10 protein-coding genes and 2 pseudogenes are annotated in these 19,520 nt (G+C 69.1%); 8 read left to right on the top strand and 4 right to left on the bottom strand.

The genetic code is table 11. From position 1 onward, the window contains the following. Positions 1–88: 88 nt before the first annotated feature. Complete coding sequence (locus tag ACH4TV_RS32715) at positions 89–2,383, bottom strand: molybdopterin-dependent oxidoreductase (RefSeq protein ID WP_398404489.1); 2,295 nt, start codon at positions 2,381–2,383, stop codon at positions 89–91. 223 nt (positions 2,384–2,606) lie between these two features. On the opposite strand from ACH4TV_RS32715, the gene ACH4TV_RS32720 reads away from it, so the two are divergent. The 3 genes and pseudogenes from ACH4TV_RS32720 to ACH4TV_RS32730 all read left to right on the top strand — a co-directional run bounded on the left by ACH4TV_RS32720 (position 2,607) and on the right by ACH4TV_RS32730 (position 8,979). Further along, positions 2,607–5,489, top strand: coding sequence for an FAD-binding and (Fe-S)-binding domain-containing protein (locus ACH4TV_RS32720; protein ID WP_398404491.1), 2,883 nt, complete (start codon positions 2,607–2,609; stop codon positions 5,487–5,489). A 534-nt stretch (positions 5,490–6,023) separates the two neighbouring features. Then, positions 6,024–6,137: pseudogene (locus tag ACH4TV_RS32725) on the top strand (pirin-like C-terminal cupin domain-containing protein); the annotation flags it as partial. Between the two features lie 448 nt (positions 6,138–6,585). After that, positions 6,586–8,979, top strand: a complete 2,394-nt coding sequence (locus tag ACH4TV_RS32730; protein ID WP_398404493.1) for a SpoIIE family protein phosphatase — start codon at positions 6,586–6,588, stop codon at positions 8,977–8,979. A 230-nt stretch (positions 8,980–9,209) separates the two neighbouring features. Here the strand turns inward: ACH4TV_RS32730 and ACH4TV_RS32735 are convergent, their stop codons facing one another. Next, positions 9,210–9,836 (bottom strand): TetR/AcrR family transcriptional regulator, encoded by a 627-nt coding sequence (locus ACH4TV_RS32735; protein WP_398404495.1) that lies wholly within the window; start codon positions 9,834–9,836, stop codon positions 9,210–9,212. Between the two features lie 126 nt (positions 9,837–9,962). Here ACH4TV_RS32735 and ACH4TV_RS32740 point away from each other — a divergent pair, with 126 nt between their 5' ends. Continuing rightward, positions 9,963–10,991, top strand: a complete 1,029-nt coding sequence (locus tag ACH4TV_RS32740; protein WP_398404497.1) for an aldo/keto reductase — start codon at positions 9,963–9,965, stop codon at positions 10,989–10,991. A 78-nt stretch (positions 10,992–11,069) separates the two neighbouring features. Here the strand turns inward: ACH4TV_RS32740 and ACH4TV_RS32745 are convergent, their stop codons facing one another. After that, positions 11,070–11,441: a hypothetical protein gene (locus tag ACH4TV_RS32745; RefSeq protein ID WP_398404499.1), complete on the bottom strand. Its 372-nt coding sequence runs from the start codon at positions 11,439–11,441 to the stop codon at positions 11,070–11,072. Positions 11,442–11,765: 324 nt separating this feature from the next. Next, positions 11,766–12,760, bottom strand: a pseudogene (locus tag ACH4TV_RS32750) (aldo/keto reductase). Positions 12,761–12,858: 98 nt separating this feature from the next. On the opposite strand from ACH4TV_RS32750, the gene ACH4TV_RS32755 reads away from it, so the two are divergent. From ACH4TV_RS32755 to ACH4TV_RS32770, 4 genes are all read left to right on the top strand, one after another. After that, on the top strand, positions 12,859–13,509 hold the full coding sequence (locus ACH4TV_RS32755) for a TetR family transcriptional regulator (protein ID WP_398404501.1): 651 nt from the start codon (positions 12,859–12,861) through the stop codon (positions 13,507–13,509). A 355-nt stretch (positions 13,510–13,864) separates the two neighbouring features. After that, positions 13,865–16,168 (top strand): LuxR C-terminal-related transcriptional regulator, encoded by a 2,304-nt coding sequence (locus tag ACH4TV_RS32760; protein WP_398404604.1) that lies wholly within the window; start codon positions 13,865–13,867, stop codon positions 16,166–16,168. Between the two features lie 149 nt (positions 16,169–16,317). Further along, entirely contained in the window at positions 16,318–17,412 is a 1,095-nt protein-coding gene (locus ACH4TV_RS32765; protein WP_398404502.1) for a ribosome-inactivating family protein, read from the top strand. A gap of 112 nt (positions 17,413–17,524) precedes the next feature. Beyond that, positions 17,525–19,267: a LamG domain-containing protein gene (locus ACH4TV_RS32770; protein WP_398404504.1), complete on the top strand. Its 1,743-nt coding sequence runs from the start codon at positions 17,525–17,527 to the stop codon at positions 19,265–19,267. Positions 19,268–19,520: the final 253 nt, after the last annotated feature.

Genomic DNA, 19,520 nt, shown 5'->3' on the forward strand with positions numbered 1-19,520 from the left:
GACAGACACGAAGCTCCCGAGCCGTTGAGAGAGACGTTGTTCGTCTCAGCTCATCGGCTCGGGAGCCTCGCTGGTTCCCGACGACAGATCAGGGGGACGCGTCCAGAAGCCTGGGCGGCCTGGTGGTCACGGTCACCTCCGGGACGTCGCCCAGCCACTTCTCGACCTCCACGAGCGCGTGCTGCGCGGTCGTGGCCTGGGACAGGCTCGACGCCGGCCGGTCCGCAGTCAGCACGTTCGGGTTTCCGTGGCGGCAGAACGACGGGTCGTCAGGGTCGGGGTCGTACCAGGCGCCCGCCGAGAGCTGGACCACTCGGCGCCGGACCGCGTCCGACACCACGAGGCCTGCCAGGCAACTCCCGCGCTCGTTGTGGAGCCGCACGACATCGCCGTCGGACAGGCCACGGGCTGCCGCGTCCTCGGGATGCATCCGGAGCGGCTCCCGGCCCGCGACCTTCGCCTTCTGGCTCGTGTCGCCGACGTCCAGCTGACTGTGCAATCGGGTCTTGGGCTGGTTCGCGATCAGGTGCAGCTGGTGGGCGCCGGAACTGCCGAGCCATTCGGTAGGAGCGATCCAGACGGGGTGGCCGGGGCAGTCGTCGTAGCCGAACCCGGCGATCATCGACGAATAGACCTCGATCTTTCCGCTGGCCGTGGGCAGCGGACTCGCGCCGGGGTCACGCCGGAACTCCGAGAACAGCACCTGGTCCCTGTCGACGACGGGGATCGAGATGTGCTCGCTGCTCCAGAACGTGTCGAAGTCGACGACCTCGATGTCGCGCTCCGCGAGCCTGCTCCGCCACCCGTCGTACAGATGGCGGAGCCATCTCCTGACGTCCCGGCCCTCGCTGAAGCTCTCCCCTCGGCCGAGCTTTTCCGCGAGGTCGGAGAAGATCGCGTAGTCGTCCCGGGCCTCACCGGCCGGCTCCGTGAGGGCCGGCATCGGGAAGAAGGCCTGGTCGTTGCGGCCGGCACCGTAGTCGTCGCGCTCGATCGTCATCGTCGCCGGTAGCACGATGTCGGCGTGGCGTGCCGTGCTGGTCCAGAACTGCTCGTGGACGACGACGGTGGCGGGCTTCGTGAACGCCCTGCGCAGACGAGCCAGGTCCTGGTGGTGATGGAAGGGGTTTCCCCCCGCCCAGTAGATCAACTCGATCTTCGGAAGAGTAATGCGCCGCCCATCGAAATCGATCTCGCGGCCCGGCGTCAGCAACATGTCCGCGATCCTCGCCACCGGGATCCCCGACGTCTCGGCATTGCGTCCCTGCGGGAGCGAGGGAGCACTGGCCACACACCTGGGAAGCCCCATCTCGGCCGACGCGCCGTAACCGTGCTGGAAACCACCGCCCGGCAGCCCGATCTGGCCGAGCATCGCCGCCAGGGTCACCCCGAGCCAGATGGGCTGCTCTCCGTGCTGCTGGCGCTGAAGGGACCAGCTCAGGTTGATCATCGTCCGCGACGCCGCCATCTCCCGGGCGAGGCGGACGATCCGATCGGCGGGGACGGTGGTCAGACGCTCTGCCCAGGAGGGATTCTTCGGGACGCCGTCGACCGTGCCGCGCAGGTACGGCAGGAACTGATCGAAGCCGACGCAGTGGGTGGAGAGGAAAGCACGGTCGGCGAGGTCCTCGGCGTCCAGTACGAACGCGAGGGCCAGCATCAGGGCGGCGTCGCTGCCGGGCAGCGGCGCGATCCACTCGGCTTCGGCCTCGGCGTACGTGTCGTCCGCGATCGGCGAGATGTCGATGAAGCGGCATCCCCGGGCCACCGCCCGCCGGATCGCGTCCCGGGCAGGGTTCCGGCCGATCCCGCCGGCGTTGATGCCGCTGTTCTTCTCGGACAGGCCGCCGAACGAGAGGAACAGGTCCGTGGTCCGGCTGGTCACGTCCCAGGAGGTGGCACTCTTCATGATGGCGTTGGCGTTGGCCACCACGTGCGGGAGCAGGATCCCGGAGGCACCGAAGCTGTAGTCGCTCCATCCGGCGACGTAGCCGCCGAGGGAGTTGAGGAACCGGTGGATCTGACTCTGGGCGTGATGGAACCTGCCGGCGCTGGCCCAGCCGTACGACCCCCCGTACACGGCGGACGGGCCGTGCTCGGCGTAGACGCGCCCGAGTTCACCGCTCACCAGGTCGATGGCCCGTTCCCACGACACCTCGACGAAGGGTTCGGTGCCGCGGCCCGAGCCGCTGCCGGGGCCGTTCTCCAGCCAGCCGAGGCGGACGGCCGGCCGGAGCACCCGCGTCGGGTGGTGCTGGGCGGAGGCCACGTTGTGGATGAGGTCACGCGGGTCGGGATCACCTGACCACGGCCGGACGGAGGTCAGTGACCGGCCGTCCGTTTCCGCTTCGAAAGCTCCCCAGTGGGTCAGATGCGTCGGCATGATCAGCTCCGTTGTCACAGACTGCTGGCCTCTACAGGCTATGCAGGCGCGTGCGGCGGCAGGCATTGGTGAAAAGCCGAGGCTTCGGCTGATGACCGGTGCGTCTTCCGAGTGCAGGCTGACAAGCCGGCCAGTAACGTCCGGACGAGCCACCTTCGGTGCGTCCGAATGTGGCACGACCAGTTTCCACTGCGGCCCCCGGGCAGAAAGGACGGGCGCTGACGTGACCGGCCCCATGGACGTCCTGTCGAGGATCGAGGCGGCCGGTGTGGTCGTGGAGACCTCCGCACTCCGGCTCTCCGCGTACTCCTACGACGCGTCCAACTACCGCGTTCCACCGCTGGCCGTCGTCTTCCCGCGCAGCGCCGACGATGTCGTGGCGGTCGTGAAGGCATGCGCCGCCACCGGTACGCCCGTGGTCGGCCGGGGCGGAGGTACGTCCATGGCCGGCAACGCGATCGGGCCCGGCGTCGTGCTGGACTTCTCCCGCCATCTGAACCGGATCCACACGATCGACGAGACGTCCGGCACGGCCGACGTCGATGCGGGCGTCGTGCTCTCGGTGCTCAGCCGCACGGTGGAGCACGCCACCGAGGGTGCTCTCACCTTCGCGCCCGACCCCTCGTCGAAGACCCGCGCCACCGTCGGGGGCGCGGTCGGAAACGACGCGTGCGGCAATCACTCCGTGCGGTACGGGCGGACCTCGGACCACGTGGTCGAACTCGACATCGTCACCTCGGACGGCACACGGCTCACGGCGTTCGCCGGCGGACTGCGCGCGACCGCCCCCGAGGACCCGCCCGCGGTGGCGAGAGCCCTCGAGCTGAGCGAGCAGCTCAAGGAACTCGCACAGGCCAACCTCGCTCCCTTCCGTACGGAGCTGGGACGCATCCAGCGGCAGGTGTCCGGCTACCACCTCTCGCACCTGCTGCCCGAGAAAGGCTTTGACATCGCCCGGGCCCTCGTCGGCTCGGAGGGCACGTGCGCTCTCGTGGTACGGGCCCGGATGAGGCTCGCACCGAAGGCTCCGAGCGCGCTCCTGGTGTGCCTGGGCTACGCGGACGTCGTCGACGCCGCACGAGACATCCCCGCCATCCTGGAGTTCTCGCCCGCTGCCGTGGAAGGCATCGACGACACCATCGTCGACACGATGCGGCTGCGCCGCGGCCCTGACTCCGTCCTGGGCCTGCCCGAGGGCAAGGCGTTCCTCTACGTCGACCTCGACGGAGAGCGTCCGCAGGACGTGGCCACCGCTGCCGCCTCACTGCTGGAACGGCTGAAGGCGGGCGGGCGCCTGGTGGACGGCCGCGCGGTTCCCGATCCTCACGAGCGGGCGACGCTGTGGCGCGTGCGCGAGGACGGTGCCGGTCTGTCGTCGCGGCCCGCGAGCGGTGGGGAATCCTGGCCGGGGTGGGAGGACTCCGCCGTCGCGCCGGAACAGCTCGCCGACTATCTGGCCGACTTCCGCCTGCTCCTGGACGAGCACAGGCTGACGGGCATCATGTACGGGCACTTCGGGGCCGGGTGCATGCACATCCGCATCACCTACGACCTGCGCACCGACGCCGGCCGGAAAGTGTACCGGGACTTCACCGCGGCCGCCGCCGAACTCGTCGTGCGGCACGGCGGCTCGCTCTCCGGCGAACACGGCGACGGACGGGCCCGGTCCGAGTTCCTGCCCGTCATGTACAGCCCGTCCGTACTCGCCGCCTTCGAGGCCTACCGCGGCATCTGGGACGGCTCTGGCCTGCTCAACCCCGGGTCGATCACCGAGCCGGACCCGATCGACGCGAACCTCGCGCTTGCCGGAGTCCCCGACCGTGAGTGGCGCACCCACTTCACGCTCAGCCCCGTCGACGCCGAGGAGGCCGGGGCGGACCCCTGGGTCCACGCGGTGCAGGGATGCATCGGCGTGGGACGGTGCCGTGCGGACACCGGCGGCGTCATGTGCCCGAGCTTCCGGGCCACGGGGGACGAGAAGGACTCCACCCGCGGCCGTGCCCGAGTACTGCAGGACATGGTCCGCGGGGCGCGGAGCGTCGGTGAGGGGTGGCGGTCGGACGACGTCCGCGCCGCTCTCGACCTCTGCCTGGCGTGCAAGGCCTGCTCGCACGACTGCCCCGCGGGCGTCGACATGGCGACCTACAAGTCCGAGTTCTACTCCCACTATTACACGGGTCGTATGCGGCCCATGTCGCACTTCTCGCTCGGCTGGCTGCCGCGCTGGCTCGGGCTTACGGGGCGCGTCAGCCCGCTGGTCAACGCGGTGCTCGCCTCGCCGCTCGGCAAGACCGTGGCCCGGGCCGGGGGCCTGACGACCGAACGGGCGCTGCCCCGGTTCTCCTCCCGGCGCAGGCTCCGCAGAGAGTTGGCGGGCTTCGGTGGCGACGCGGGAGGCGCCGATGTCGTCCTGTTCGTCGACTCCTTCACGAAGGGATTCCGCCCGGAGGTGGCCGGTGCCGCCGCACGGGTCGCGGCCGCTTCCGGCCGCCGGGTCACCTGTGAGACCGACGCCTGCTGCGGGCTGACCTGGATCACGACGGGCCAGCTCGACACCGCCAAGAAGGTGCTGTCGAAGACCGTCTCGAAGCTCGACGACGGCACGGACACCCCCATCGTCGTCATCGAACCGAGCTGCGCGGCCGCGCTGAAGCAAGAGGCCCCGGAACTCCTGGGCACACAGGCGGCCGAGCGGGTGTCCTCCCGGGTCCGCAGCTTCGCGGAAGCCGTGCTGAAGTGGGTCGACGACGGTTGGCAGCCACCGGCAGTGCCTTCGACTGTCACCGTGCAGACCCACTGCCACGAATACTCGGCCTTCGGCGCCGCCGTCCAGCGAAAGACGCTGGCGGCCCTAGGGGTCACCCAGGTCGACGAGGCCACGGGATGCTGCGGCGTCGCGGGCACCTTCGGATTCGAGTCCGAGCACTACGACGTCTCCATGAAGGTCGCCCAACAGGCTCTCGCCCCTGCCCTCGAGCGGACCGCACCGGGCACACCTGTCCTCGCCGACGGCTTCAGCTGCTCCATGCAGGTGAAGCAACTCGCCCCCGACCGGCAGAGCCTGCACCTGGCCGAACTCATCGATCCAGGGGCTGCCGGCGACTGAGGTCAGCGGCTCGCGGGCACCAGCCCGTCAGGTGGCTTTGGCGGTCCGTCCAGCATGACTGGCCATCCGCACTGTGCCCTGGCTTATAAGAGTGTCCCACTGCCAGGACAAAACTTTCCCTCGCGGACAGCCCCGCCCATCCTCGAGGAGAGCGATGCGCGCGGTGATTGTAAACGGCTACGGCCAGACCCCGGTCCTGGGCTAGGGCCCGTACGTCGCAGGTCACCGAAAAGGTTCGCCGCGTCGGCCTCCGGGCCACCGATCTCGACCGATTCGGACCGGCACGGCTCTCGCCGCTACGGCTCCGATCGACCAGTGATCGGCTGCGACCGTTTGACCTTCACGAGCGGGTGACCTGCGAAGTACGAGGCTAGGTGCCCACCCCACGATCGGGCCCCCGCCAGGTGCTGATCAGGCTGCGGACAGCGGCCGTCAACCCCACCGACCGCAAGCCCGCGCGGGGACTGGCGCGTCATGTTCCCCGGCACGTTCCCGATGGTGCCGGGCACTGGAACTCTTTGTGCCAGCCGAAACCGCCCGATCCGCGAACCCGCCTTCCAGCACGGCCCGTTCGTCATGAACACCCGCGAAGAGGTGCAGCAGGCTTCCAAGGACTACCAGGCAAGGCGCCTCGGCGTCATCCCCGCCCCAGTACCTCCCTCACACCTCCTGAACCCTTCGCGCGGGAAAGCTCAACCATGCACACGCTCGGAAGAATCGGCCAGGGCGCGTATGCCGTGCCACTGGCCGCCGCCCGTGCGACCAGGAGGAAACTCCCCTTACGACTCCCCCGTGGGAAGCTCAGTCGGCACGACCGGGCCGGGTACCAGGCCGGGTATGCACCAACTCGTCCCGACGCGTCCGTACCGCCGCGCGGGTTTGGGCCGTCACCGCAACAGCCTCGTATGAGCATCCCCCGCCGGAAGCGGTGGGTGGTCCTCCGGGCACGAACATCGATCCCTGATAAGGAGTACCAGCGTACCGAGTAACGTACCCGCATGGAGAAGCAGGCGCAGGCGGCCGTGCCGCCGCATCGGCGCGTCGACTCCAGGCAGGACATAATGGGATAGTTCACTCCGTAAGGAGATCGAACTAGATGAACCATTCGAATCGCCACTCGCCGTCCGGCTTGGACGCCATCGCAACGGCCCTGCTCGACATCCAGGGTGCGGTGGTGGGCTGGTCCGCCGAAGCCGCAGAGCTCGTGGGCTGGACGGCCGCAGAGGTCTACGGGAGGCCCGTCAGGGATCTACTCGTCGGCCCCTCCGGGCAGCGCTGGGGAGCTGACGCCAACGATCTTGGGAGATCGGCGTCAGGGCAGGCACTGATACGGCACCGCTCCGGCCGCTCGATCGAGGTCGCCTTCCGGGTGCAGCAGTTGGGAGGGTGCTCTCAGTTTTTCGTTCTGGCCGCACCACTGCACAGCACAACCGACTGGGAACAGGGCGTACGCGTCCTGCAGGCGCTGCTGTCCCAGGAACGGACCGGGATCGGCATTCACGACACGGATCTGCGGCTGGTGCGAACCAACATGGGTCCCGCTCTGTCTGTGGGCAAGTGTCTGGCGGACCTGTTGGATCCGCATGATGCCGGGGATGCCGAGGCAGCGCTGCGCGAGGTGCTCTCCACAGGAGCGCCGTTGGTCGCGTACGAGCAGCGCAGACGCTCGTCACAGGACCTTGGGTTCCAGGGTCACTTCTACCTGTCCGCCGTCCGGCTGAAGGACTCCCGGGGACTCCCGGCGGGAGTGGCAACGTTCGTCACGGACGCCACGGAGCGGTGGCGGGCACGCCGTGACCTCGAACTGCGGCACCAGGCGTCTGTCCTGATCGGCGCCTCCCTCGACGTCCAGCGCACGGCCCAGGACCTCGTTGACGTGCTCGTCCCCGCTCTCGGAGACATGGCCTGGATGGAGTTGGCCGAGGCGGTGTTCGACGGCGACGAGCCCCCCAAGATCCTCGGCGGAGGGCAGCTTCACCTGCGCAGAGCCGCAGTGGCTTCGGCTGAGGGGGCCTGGCCCGCAACGCTCCTCCAGCCCGGCGAGGTGGTTCCCTCGTTCCCGGACCTCCCTGTCATGCGAGCGCTTCAGCAAGGTGCGGTCTTCACGATGTCCGATCGAACGAAGGCCACTCGCATGGGTGATCCGGAACTGGATCGCCTGTTCGTCCCCGAGAAAGCGCACTCGTTTGTCGCCGCCCCGCTGTTCGCCCGTGGCCTCATGCTTGGCTCCGTCACTCTGTGGCGCACCGGGGAATCCCGGCCCTTCGATCAGCAGGAGACGGAGCTGCTGGCGGAGGTCGCGTCGAGGGCAGCGCTGAGTGTGGACAACGCCCCCCGCTATACGCGCGAGCACCGCGCGGCGGTCGTCCTGCAGCAACGTCTTCTCCCGCGCTCCATCACCGACAGCCCGGCGGCGGAGACAGCGGGCCTCTATCTGCCTGCCGCCGACGGTGCCGAAATCGGCGGCGACTGGTTCGACGTCATTCCTCTGCCGTCGCTGCGTGTGGCCTTCGTTGTCGGTGACGTCATCGGTCATGGTCTGAACGCCACAGCCACCATGGGGCGCCTGCGCACCGCTGTCCAGACTCTGGCCGACCTGGAGCTGGAGCCCGACGAACTCCTCACCCACGTCGACGACCTTGTGATCCGCCTCGCGGCCGAAGCCGACCCCACGCGCCAGGACGCCATCGGCGCCACCTGCGTATATGCCGTCTACGACCCTGTGACCCGCCGCTGCACTTTGGCCAGTGCCGGCCACCCGCCGCCCTTTGTCCTGCGGCCTGACGGCACCGTCCGCGACGTCGAACTCTCCCCCGGGCCGCCCCTGGGGGTGGGTGGCATGCCGTTCGAAACAACCACGGTCGATCTGGAGCCGGGCAGCATCCTGGCCCTCTACACCGACGGTCTCCTCCGCCGCTTCCACCCGGACTCGTATGCTGGCCTGCGGTACCTGGCCGACAGCCTTGCCACGTTCTCCTGCCGAGAGCCGCTGCTGATCGACGTCGGCCGTTCGGTACTCGCCGATGCCGTCGACCCCCCGCCCCGCGACGACATCGCTCTCCTCCTCGCCCGTGTCCGCGCACTGACCGAGGACACCACGGCCTACTGGGAGTTCCCGGCCGATCCCGCTGTCGTGCGCCAAGCTCGGGAGGTCGTTACTCGCCAGCTCGCCGAGTGGGGACTTGAGGAGGCTGCCTTCACCACGGAACTCGTGGTCAGCGAACTGGTGACCAACGCGGTCCGCTACGCAGGCGGACCGATCGGCCTGCGCCTCATCTACAACGAGAGCCTCGTCTGCGAGGTGACCGACCCCAGCAACACCCAGCCGCGTCTGCGACGAGCACGCACGACTGACGAAGGCGGTCGCGGTCTGTTCCTCGTTGCCCAGCTCACCAGCCGTTGGGGCAGCCGCTATGGGAGCTGCGGGAAGACCGTCTGGGCCGAACAGCCCCTCATTGGCGCTGCTTTGCCCTCCGCACTTCCCACTTGACGTCCGACGGCCGTCCCGCCCCTCCGGCCCGCCGGGCTCAGAGATCGATGTCAGCCAGCCACTTGCTCGCCGTCCGGGGTGTCACACCGAGGAGCTTCTGGGCGGAGCGCTCGGCTGTGATCGAGTGGTCCGGCTGTGTGCTGAGGGCCCGGTACATCGCGAGGCGTGGTGTGACGCCATGGTCGACGGACGGCCGGGCACCCGGAATTGGGAACCCCAGAACCCGCGGGTCAAGAGTGTGCGCCGCCATAGCGCAATCCGTCGATGAGCAGCGCGACCATGCGTTGGCTGTACGCGACTCCGTCGTCGCCTGCGGGCTGAGACAGGTTGGCGACAGCGTACAGGAGGTCCTTGGCGCCGATGTCGGCACGGATCTCGCCGCTCGCTGCGGCGGCGGCGAGCAGTGACCCGAGAGCAGGTCCGAGGCGCTGCATGAAGTAGGCGGGCAGGGCGTCGAACGCCGGATCTCCGGAGTGAAGTGCGGCGGCGAGTCCCCGTTTGGTCGCGAGGAACTCGGTGTACCGGTGCAGCCACCTCGCGAGTGCCACTCCCGGCTCGTGAGCTGCGGCCAGTGCCGGGGCCGCGTCGGCGCAGGCATCCACCTCGCGCTGATACACCGCCTTCACCAGATCCGAACGCTGCGGAAAGTGCCGGTACAGCGTTCCGACTCCGACGCCGGCCGGATCGGCGATCTCCTTCGCCGGTGCGTCCACGCCCGAGCTAGTGAAGACGGCCTTCGCCGCTTCGAGCAGGGCGTCGATGTTGCGTTGCGCGTCGGCACGCAACCGGCGCGGAGCGCGTTCGAGACCGCCCGGACCCGCCGAGCCGACTCCAGTCGGCACTGAGTTCTCTGCCACGACACTTCCCCTCTTGCATAACCGGAAAGGCTTTCCATATAGTTCCGGAATAGCTTTCCGCTTAGGTCAAGGGTACGGCACCGACAGGGTGCTCACCACGACCTCGACCACATCTCAGGAGCCCTCATGCGGTACCGCACCCTCGGCCGGACCGGCATCAAGGTCAGTCCCTACGCACTCGGCGCCATGATGTTCGGAGCCGCCGGCAACCGCGACCACGACGACTCGATCCGCATCATCCACAAGGCCCTGGACGCCGGGATCAACTTCGTCGACACCGCCGACGCCTACAGCCGCGGCGAGTCGGAGCAGATCGTCGGCAAGGCCCTCAAAGGACGCCGCGACAACGTCGTCCTCGCGACCAAGCTGCACATGCCGATGGGCGACGATCCCAACCAACGGGGCAACTCGCGGCGCTGGATCATCACCGCGGTCGAACAGTCGCTGCGCCGCCTGCAGACCGACCACATCGACCTCTACCAGATCCATCGGCCGGACCCGGACACCGACATCGAGGAGACACTCTCCGCGCTCACGGACCTGATCCGCAGCGGCAAGGTCCGCGCGATCGGCTCGTCCACGATGCCCGCCTCCGACATCGTCGAAGCCCAGTGGGTGGCCGAGCGGCGCGGCCTGGAACGGCTCCGCACCGAACAGCCGACCTACTCGATCCTCAACCGTGGCATCGAAGCCGAGATCCTGCCCGTCGCCCAGCGCTACGGCATGGGCGTCCTCGTGTGGAGCCCGCTCGCGAAGGGGATGCTCACCGGGCGAATCCGCAAGGGTCAGCAGACCGACCTGCGCCGCGCCGCCATCTTCACCAGCTTCAGTGACGAGCGTCGGCTCGACGCCGTCGAACAGATCGTCCCGCTCGCCGAAGAGCTGGGCCTGCCGACGACCCACCTCGCCATGGCGTTCGCGATCGCCCATCCCGGTGTGACCAGTGCGATCATCGGGCCCCGCACGATGGAGCAGCTCGACGACCTGCTCGCCGGCGTCGACGTCACGCTCACCGACGAGATCCTCGACCGGATCGACAAGATCGTTCCACCCGGCACCAACGTCGGCTCGCCCGACCAGTCCGCCTACCTCCCTCCGGCCCTCCAGCAGCCCACCCTGCGCCGCCGGCCCGCCGGCGAGCGAGCCGCCGCCTGACCACCAGCGCGCGGTCGGTGAGACGGCCTCCCGGCGGCTGATCGTCGCTCGCGGCCGCCGTCGGGGTGGCCGCCTACGTCACCGGCCTGGGCTCCGTCGGCATCCTCCTTCCGGTTGCCAGGGCATGCCTGAACGACAACGGCAACCCATACCGCCGGTGCCGGGTCTACGGGTGCTCGACGCGGCCTTCGAGTGGCTGTACGCCGGAAAGTCGTCGTTGTCGATGACGGCGCGGAGGTTGAGGAGGGCCTCGGAGCCTGGGACGCTCCACCTGCTGCCGGTTATGTCGAGTCGGTCGGCGACGAGGTGGCGGGCAGCGCCTTCGATGATGCCGCCGGCGATGGCCCAGCCGGCGGCGAGTGCCCGGCTGTAGTGGACGAAGTCGGCGTTGTTGGCCGACCCGCCGCGGCACGGGTAGGCCGCCTGCAGCTTGGTGGCGAGGTCGCACACCTGCGCCAGGACGGCGAGTTCGCCACGTAGTCGCGGGCGCCCAGGGCCTGCACGGCGGCCGCCGTCTTGGCCGGTCGCCGGCCCACGAGGACAACCTCCTCGCCCTCGGCGGCCGGCGTCCGTGCGGCGGAGGGGCAGATGCTGTCGCCGGCGCCGGTGATGACGACGGTCTGCTGCTCCTGATCGGGGTCCTGGTCCGTGGTTTCCTACAGCGCCAAACCCATCTGCTGGCTCCGGGCGGCAGGTGCGCGGGCTACCGAGGCCCTCGGGGTGAGGGGCCCAGCGGTGTCCGTCGGGAAGGTCGGATCGGGTTGCGGGGCGGACTCAGATCCAGACGGGCGCGTGCTCCTCGGAGTAGCGGGCGCCGAAGCCGCCGTGCGGCAGGATCTCGTCGATCGCGGCGAGGTCCGCCGCCGTCAGAGCGACGTCGGCAGCGCCGGCGTTCTCCTCGATGCGCTGGACGCTGCGGGTGCCGGGGATCGGCACGATGCGCTCGCCCCGGGTGAGCAGCCAGGCCAGGGCCAGCTGCGAGACGGAAATGCCCTTGGTCGCGGCCAGGTCGCCGAGCTTGCCCACGGCCTCGACGTTCTTCTCGAAGTTGCCGGGCTGCCAGCGGGGGTCGACGTTGCGTATGTCGGTGGCGTCGTATTCGCTGGCGGGCTTGGCCGTGCCGGTGATGAAGCCGCGGCCGAGCGGTGAATAGCCGAGCGGTGAATAGGGGACGAAGCCGATGCCCAGTTCGTCGAGGAGCGAGAAGAGCTGCTCGACGTCCCGCTCGAACAGGGAGTACTCGGTCTGCAGGACGGAGACCGGCTGCACGGCGTGCGCCCTGCGGATGGTCTGCGGGCCGGCCTCGCTCAGACCGAAGTACACTTGACCTTGCCCGCGTCGATCAGCTCCTTGACGGTGCCCGCGACGTCCTCGATCGGCACGTCCGGGTCGACGCGGTGCTGGTAGAGGATGTCGATCTGGTCGACGCCGAGGTAGCGCAGGCTGTTGTCGGTGACGGTGCGGATGTGGCCAGGGCGGCTGTTGAGGCCCAGTCCCTGCTCGGTCTGCGCGAAGCCGAACTTGGTGGCCAGTACGACCTCGTCACGGAAGTCGCTCACCGTCTTGCCGAGCAGAACCTCGTTGTTGCTCGAGCCCCAGCCGTAGACCTCGGCGGTGTCGAAGAAGGTGACGCCCAGCTCGTGGGCGCGCCGGATGGCGGCGACACCCTCCTGCTCGTCGCCGGGGCCGTAGGCCATCGTCAGGCCCATCGAGCCGTAGCCGATCGCCGAGACCTCCAGGCCCTGGCCGCCGAGTGTCCGCTGCTGCATGACGCGTTCCTCAGGTCAAACCAAAATATTTGTTTTTACTGTACGCCCTGCGGGCAGCCTCCGCCAAACAGATCTTTTTGGTTGGGTAGTCTTCAAACATGGAAGCTTCGACCAGCGCAGACTCGACCCGTGACCGTATCGTCACCGCGGCACGGGCCGAGTTCGCCCGGTACGGAATCGCCGGCGCACGGATCACCCGCATCGCCAAGACCGCGAAGACCAGCTCGGAACGCCTCTATGCGTACTTCCGCAGCAAGGAAGAGCTCTACCGGTTCGTCGCCGAACAGGAGCTGGCCGCAGTGCTCGAGGCGACCCACCTGGACCCCACCGATCTGCCCGAGTACGCGGGGCGAGTGCACGACTACTTCCTCCGGCACCCCGACCGCTTCCGGTTCATGAGCTGGGGGCGCCTGGAACTCGCCGGCGACGCCGCCGACTCCGTCACCCAGGAAACCTTCCGCAGAAAGGCAGAGCAGCTCCGCAAGGCGCAGGAGGCCGGTCACCTGGATCCCGCCTGGGACCCCATCGACGTCCTCGTCTTCGTCGGCCAGCTCGCCACGGCCTGGGCCGGCCAACTCGACCTCGTGGACGCGGCGGCCGACCAGGTCCGCGACCCCTCCCCGTCAGCCCGCCGCGCCGCCGTCGTCGCTGCCGTGCAGCGACTCTTTCCTGCCGCCGCCGCAGGTGACGCCGACGTCGGTGTCGGTGTCAGTGGCGGAGCCGAGAAGACACTCTCAGGCGATTTCTAGCGGCCCCCTTACCGGGCGGCTTCATTCGTGCGAGTTTCCGCTATGCCTTGGCCCCGCCGTCCACCAGAAACTCGGCACCGGCGATGTACCGGGTAGCGGGAGAAGCGCGGAACACCGCCATCGCCGCGATGTCGCGCGGCTGACCAATGGCGGTGATTGGCCGGCCCGGGATGATGTCGATTCCGTCCGCGAGGGACGGACCCGGCCGGCCGGCGTGGACGGCATGCGGTTCGTGCGGGCAACGGGGCCGTGCGGCTCCCATTTGCGGGATGCACCCTAGGATGTGATATTGATGCCGCTTTTGTACTGTGTGGGTGGGTCCTGAGGTGGGTTGGAGGCGACGGACGTGACCGTCATGACGTCCCGGGCAGGGAACCTGCCCGAGGCGTTCACCACGTTCGTGGGCAGGCGCCATGACATCGCCGAAGTCCACCGCGTCCTCGGCTCGGCGCGGCTGCTGACGCTCACGGGGATGGGCGGCGTGGGAAAGACGCGGCTGGCACTGGAGGTGGCGGCCAGGGCCGGGGATGCCTTTCCCGACGGAGCCTGGCTGGTGGATCTCGCGCCCGTGCGGGAGCCCTCGGCGGTGGCGAGTGCGGCATCCGCCGCCATGGGGATGGTGGAGCAGGGCACCCGGCCCACTCTCGGCCGGCTCGCCGAGCACCTGGCCGGGCGCCGTGCACTGATCGTCCTGGACAACTGCGAACACGTCGTCGACGCCTCCGCCGAGCTCGCCGGCACGCTGCTGGCGGCCGGCCCCGGGGTGCACGTCCTGGCGACGAGCCGCCAGACGCTCGGCATCGCCGGCGAGCACGTGTTCACCGTGCCGCCCCTGAAGGTGCCCGACGACGCGGTCGAACTCCTGCGGGACCGGGCCGCCGCCGTACGGCCCGACTTCCGCATCACCGACGCGAACTGGGACGCGGTCACCCGGCTGTGCGCGGACCTGGACGGCCTGCCACTGGCCATCGAGCTGACAGCGTTCCGGCTGCGCACGCTCAGCGTCGAACAGGTGGTGAACCGGCTGGAGGACCGTTTCGCGCTGCTCACCGGCGGCAGCCGGACCGCACGACCTCGGCAGCGCACGCTGCGCGCGCTGATCGACTGGAGTTACGAGCTGTGCTCCCCGGCCGAGCGGCTGCTGTGGAACCGACTGTCGGTCTTCGCCGGCGGCTTCGGCCTGGACGCGGCCGAGGAGGTCTGCGCCGACGAGGGCGACGAGGGCGTCCCTCCACACGAGGTGCTGGACCTCCTCGACCGGCTGGTCGCCCAGTCCGTCGTCCTGCCCACGGAAGCCGAGGGCCAGGGCCTGCCCCGCTACCGGCTGCTGGAGACCATCCGCCAGTACGGCCGGGAGCGGCTCGCGGAGTCCGGCGAGGAGGAGCGCCTGCTGCGGCGGCACCGCGACTTCCACCTCGCCCTCGCCGAGCGGATCGCCGACCACTGGTACGGCCCCGGCCAGGAGGAGGCCCTGGCCCGGCTGCGCGCCGAACACCCCGATCTGCTGGCGGCACTCGGCCACGACGACGATCCGCAGGCCACCCTCGCGCTGGCCGCGGCACTGCGCTTCCACTGGTGCGCCGGCGGATTCCTCGGCGAAGGACGGCGACAGCTCGAACGGGCGCTCGCCGCCGCGCCCGAGCCCACCCCCGCCCGCGCCCGGGCGCTGTGCGCCGCGGCCTGGGTGGCACTGCTCCAGGGCGACCATGGGGCGGCCGGCCAGTGGCTCACCGAGGCCGGTGAGCTGGGCGAGCGGCAGGACGATCCGGTGGTGCGCGCGGACGTCATGAACCTCCTCGGCTCATTGGCGGGCTTCCAGGGGCGGCTGGAGGAGGCCGTAGCCCTGCACGAGGGCGCGGTCGCCGCCCACGCGGCGGCCGAGGGGGGAGCCTCGGCGGTCTTCGCACTGTTCCAGCTGGCCGCCGCCCGGAACCACCTCCGGGACCCGCGTGCGGCGGAGGCCGGCAGGCAGGCGCTCGCTCTGGCGGAGGCGCACGGTGAGCGGTGGGGTCGCGCGCACGCGCTGTGGACGCTGGGCTATGACGCCCTGCAGCGCGGTGACCTGGAGGAGAGCCTGGCTCTGAACCGGGCCGGGCTGGAGATCGAGCGGGGCTTCAACGAGCCGCTCAGCGCCGCACTGATGCTGGAGACGCTCGCCTGGGTCACCGCCTTGCACGGCGAGCACGAGCGGGCGGGACTGCTGCTGGGTGCCGCGCGCGGGCTGTGGCAGGACATCGGCACCAGCGTCTCCGTGTTCGGCCCGCCGATGGCCGAGTACCACGCGCGGTGCGCGGAGTCGGTCATAGGAGCACTGGGTCCGGAGGCGTACGAGCGGGCCCTCGTCGTCGGAGGCGGCCACGACAGCCCGAGCCGCGCCATCGACGACGCCCTGGACACCAGCACCGGCACCGGCACCGCCGCCCCAGCCCCAGCCCCAGCCCCAGCCCCAGCCCCAGCCCCGAGCATCCTCAGCGGCCGGGAGCGGGAGGTGGCCGCGCTGGTGGCCAAGGGCATGAGCAACCGGCGGATCGCCGCCGAGCTCAGTGTCTCGACGCGCACGGTCGACTTCCACGTGGGGAACATCCGGGCCAAGCTCGGCTTCGGCAGTCGGGCGCAGGTGGCTGTCTGGTGGGCCACGCAGGAGCCCCCTGCCTCGTAGAACTACCGGGTCGGCGGGAACCGGTATTCGCACGAGTGGTGGGGCAGGTGCCCCGGGCCCCACCCTTGGGCCACGTCACGGCAGGCCGAACTCCCGGCACACGGCGGCCTCGAAGGCCTGCCGGGCACCGCGCCGTGAGGGGAGTCGTGATGTCCGGTACGCGCCTGCCGCAGCCGTCCGTCGACGCCCCGAAGCGGTCAGCCGCAATCCCGCACATCACGCACCTGGAGAGCGCAGAGCCCATGAACAGACCTGTCATCAACGAGGCCCCCGCCTCGCACAACAAACCAACGGCCGCACCGCCGAGCCGGTCCCTGAGCCTGGTCAGCAGCGGGCCCCTCGCGAGGCCCCGCACCATCACCCTGCTGGTCGCCATTGTGCTGGGGCTGGTCGCCACGCTGGTGGGCCCCATGGGGAAATTGCCGTCCGCACAAGCCTACGACGACAACCCCCTGTTCCGGATCGGAACTGACGGCCGCTGGGCCTACGTGAATTTCATCAACAACATCCGCCTGGGCATCGCTGACGGCGGCAGCACCCAAGTACCAGGTGCTGGGGGCGCCCAGACAATCCACACCCCCACTAACCCTGCCCAGCCGTATTACCAGGTCGACATCCAAATGTGGGGCAGCAACGACTTCGTGCGCCTGCAACTGAACCGGGGGGACCTGTACCTCCTCGGCTGGTGGGACCACAACAACGTCTACCACTACATGGGCAACCGCACTGTCACACGGGAGTCCAGGGAGGCCGCGCGGACACAAGACCAAGTCACGCGCCTCCCCGCCAGTGTCGCTCGGACTCCCTTCGGGGAAGGCTACGGCGCCCTCGAAAACGCAGCCGGCGAGACCCGTTCGCGCATGAACGTCAGCCGCGCCACCATCAGCTCTGCCGCCTGGTACCTGTACGACTCCAACAACACGAGGAACATGGCACGGGGTGCGCTGAGGATGGCTCAGTTCATCTCGGAAGCCGCCCGGTTCCGCCCCATGCGGGACTTCATAGCCCCGATCATGGGCCGTGACGCCAACCTCCGGATCCCACCACAGCTGGTCGCGCAGCAAAACAACTGGGGCACACTGAGCGCCCATTTCAACGCGCTCCTCCGCCGGCCCCAGGGCGCCCGCGATGACCGCCCAATGAATGGTTACAGAATCACCGAGGCCGGCGCCATCGCGCTGGTCGTCCTCGTCACGGCTAACCAGTTTGCGCAGTACGTCCTCGCGACTTCGAAGGGCCGCTGACTTCCTACCGCTCCAAGCTCCCGCAACGAGGCTTCTGAGCAGAGCGAGGCCGACAGGCCGCGAGTGAAGCCCTGCTCGGGCACAGCTCCGTGAAGCTTTGAAAGGAAAGACGATGCGAAGAAGGAATCCGGCCGACACGGTGCACGCCGCTGGCACCGCCGCCCCCACCCCGAGACGGCGACGGAGGGCCGCCGGTCTCCTCGCCACCGGCCTGTGCCTGCTCCTGGGGGCCGGCACGGCACTGATGACCGCCGCCCCCGCACAGGCCGACATCACCAACGGTCTGATCCTGCGCTACAAGCTAGACGAAACCTCCGGCACCGTCGCCCACGATTCCTCCGGCCAGAACCACGACGGCACGGTCAATGGCACCGCCGTTTGGAAGGGCGATCAGGGGCTGAGCTTCAACGGCTCCAACACCTACGTCAAGATGCCGGACAGCATCATGGCCGGACTGAACTCGATCACCGTCGACTTCGAAACATGGATCGACCCGACCATGGGCAAGCCGTACTTCCTGTACGGGATGGGCAACACCAGCGGCTCCATGGGCAACGGCTACCTGTTCACCACCGGGAACAACTTCCGGACCTCACTGTCGATGACCGACTACACCGCCAAGCAGGACATCCAGCCGTCGGACACGACATACCAGCTGACACGCGGCATGTGGAAGCACATCACCTACACCCAGACAGGCACCACCGGCATCCTCTACGAGAACGGCGCGGAGAAGGCCCGCAAAACCAATGTGACGATCACCCCCGGCTCGATCGGCAACGGGACGACCCTCGCGAACTACATTGGCCGGTCGCTGTACTCCAACGACAAGTACTTCAAGGGCCGGATGCGGGACTTCCGCCTCTACAACCGGGCGCTGTCCCCCTCCGAAGTGCTGACGAACGCCGGCGCCACCGAACTGGAGTGGGCGCAGATACAGGCCATCACCTCCTACAACGGTGCACTCACGGCCTTCCAGGACAACACCGGATACGGACCGGTGATCATTTTCCCCAAGGACTACCCCGGCGACTGGAACAACCCGGAGATGCCGCCTGGGTGGACCGACGAGTACGGGAACACCCCCACCTCCTGGCCCGACTTCACCCGCGGGATCAGCCAACTGTTCACGACCAGTGACCTCTACGCCCTCGAAGACGCGGTCACAGCTCAGGTGCAGCCGGACGGCGACAGCACCTACCGGCTGGACGTCTCCTACGACGGGTCGATCGACCAGGTGGTGGTGAAGACCAACGCCCCCTCCTCGGTCACCGCCCCGCTGACCACCCAGTACCCGGGCAAGCTCAGGATCGAGAGCGACAAGGCCCCGGACGGCAGGTGCGCACCGTACGAGACCGCCATGGCCAACGACATCGCCGACCCCGCGGCGCCGAAGAGCGGTGTCAGTGACGGACGGACGTCGCTGCAGTGGCAGCAGGTCCAGGCCCTGGCCGACTACAACTGCGCGCTCACCGCGTTCGACGACCCCGCCAGGGGACCGGTGCTCATCTTCCCCTCCGATTACACCGGTGACATCAACAACCTGGCGAAGCCGCCCTACTGGACCTCCACGGACGCGCAGATCCCGACCGACTGGCCCACCCCGACCACCGCGAAGAGTGCTCAGTTCACCTTCGCCCAGATCAAGGCCATCCAGACCGCGGCCGTCGACCGGATCGCGGGCGCCAGCAGCGACACCACCAACTACGGCGTGACCGTCCGCTACGACGGCGTGAACGACAAGGTCGTGGTAAAGACCGACGCTCCCGCGTCCGTCACCGACCCGCTGGTGACCGCCTACCCCGGCAAGGTGGTGATCACCACCGTGTCCGCAGACACCTTCAGCGACAGCTAGGCCGGCCCGCAAGTCAGGCAGGACGGAGAGGGAGGACCGGCAGGGCGGTTGCAAGTTCCGGAGTCGTGCGGCTGGTCGGGTTGTGACCAGTCGGGGTGGACAGCAGGGCAGGCACGGGCTTCGTGATCATTGTGGTGTCCAAGCCCGATGATCACGAGGTGGCCCGTGCCTGCTGCTGCGTCTTCTCCCATCCCTGCCGTGCGGGTGAAGCGGGGTCGGCGGGACACCGGCCGGGTCGCAGAGTTGCGCCCAT

This window comes from Streptomyces sp. NPDC020898 (genome assembly GCF_044333925.1).
In the GTDB taxonomy this organism is placed as follows: Bacteria; Actinomycetota; Actinomycetes; order Streptomycetales; family Streptomycetaceae; genus Streptomyces.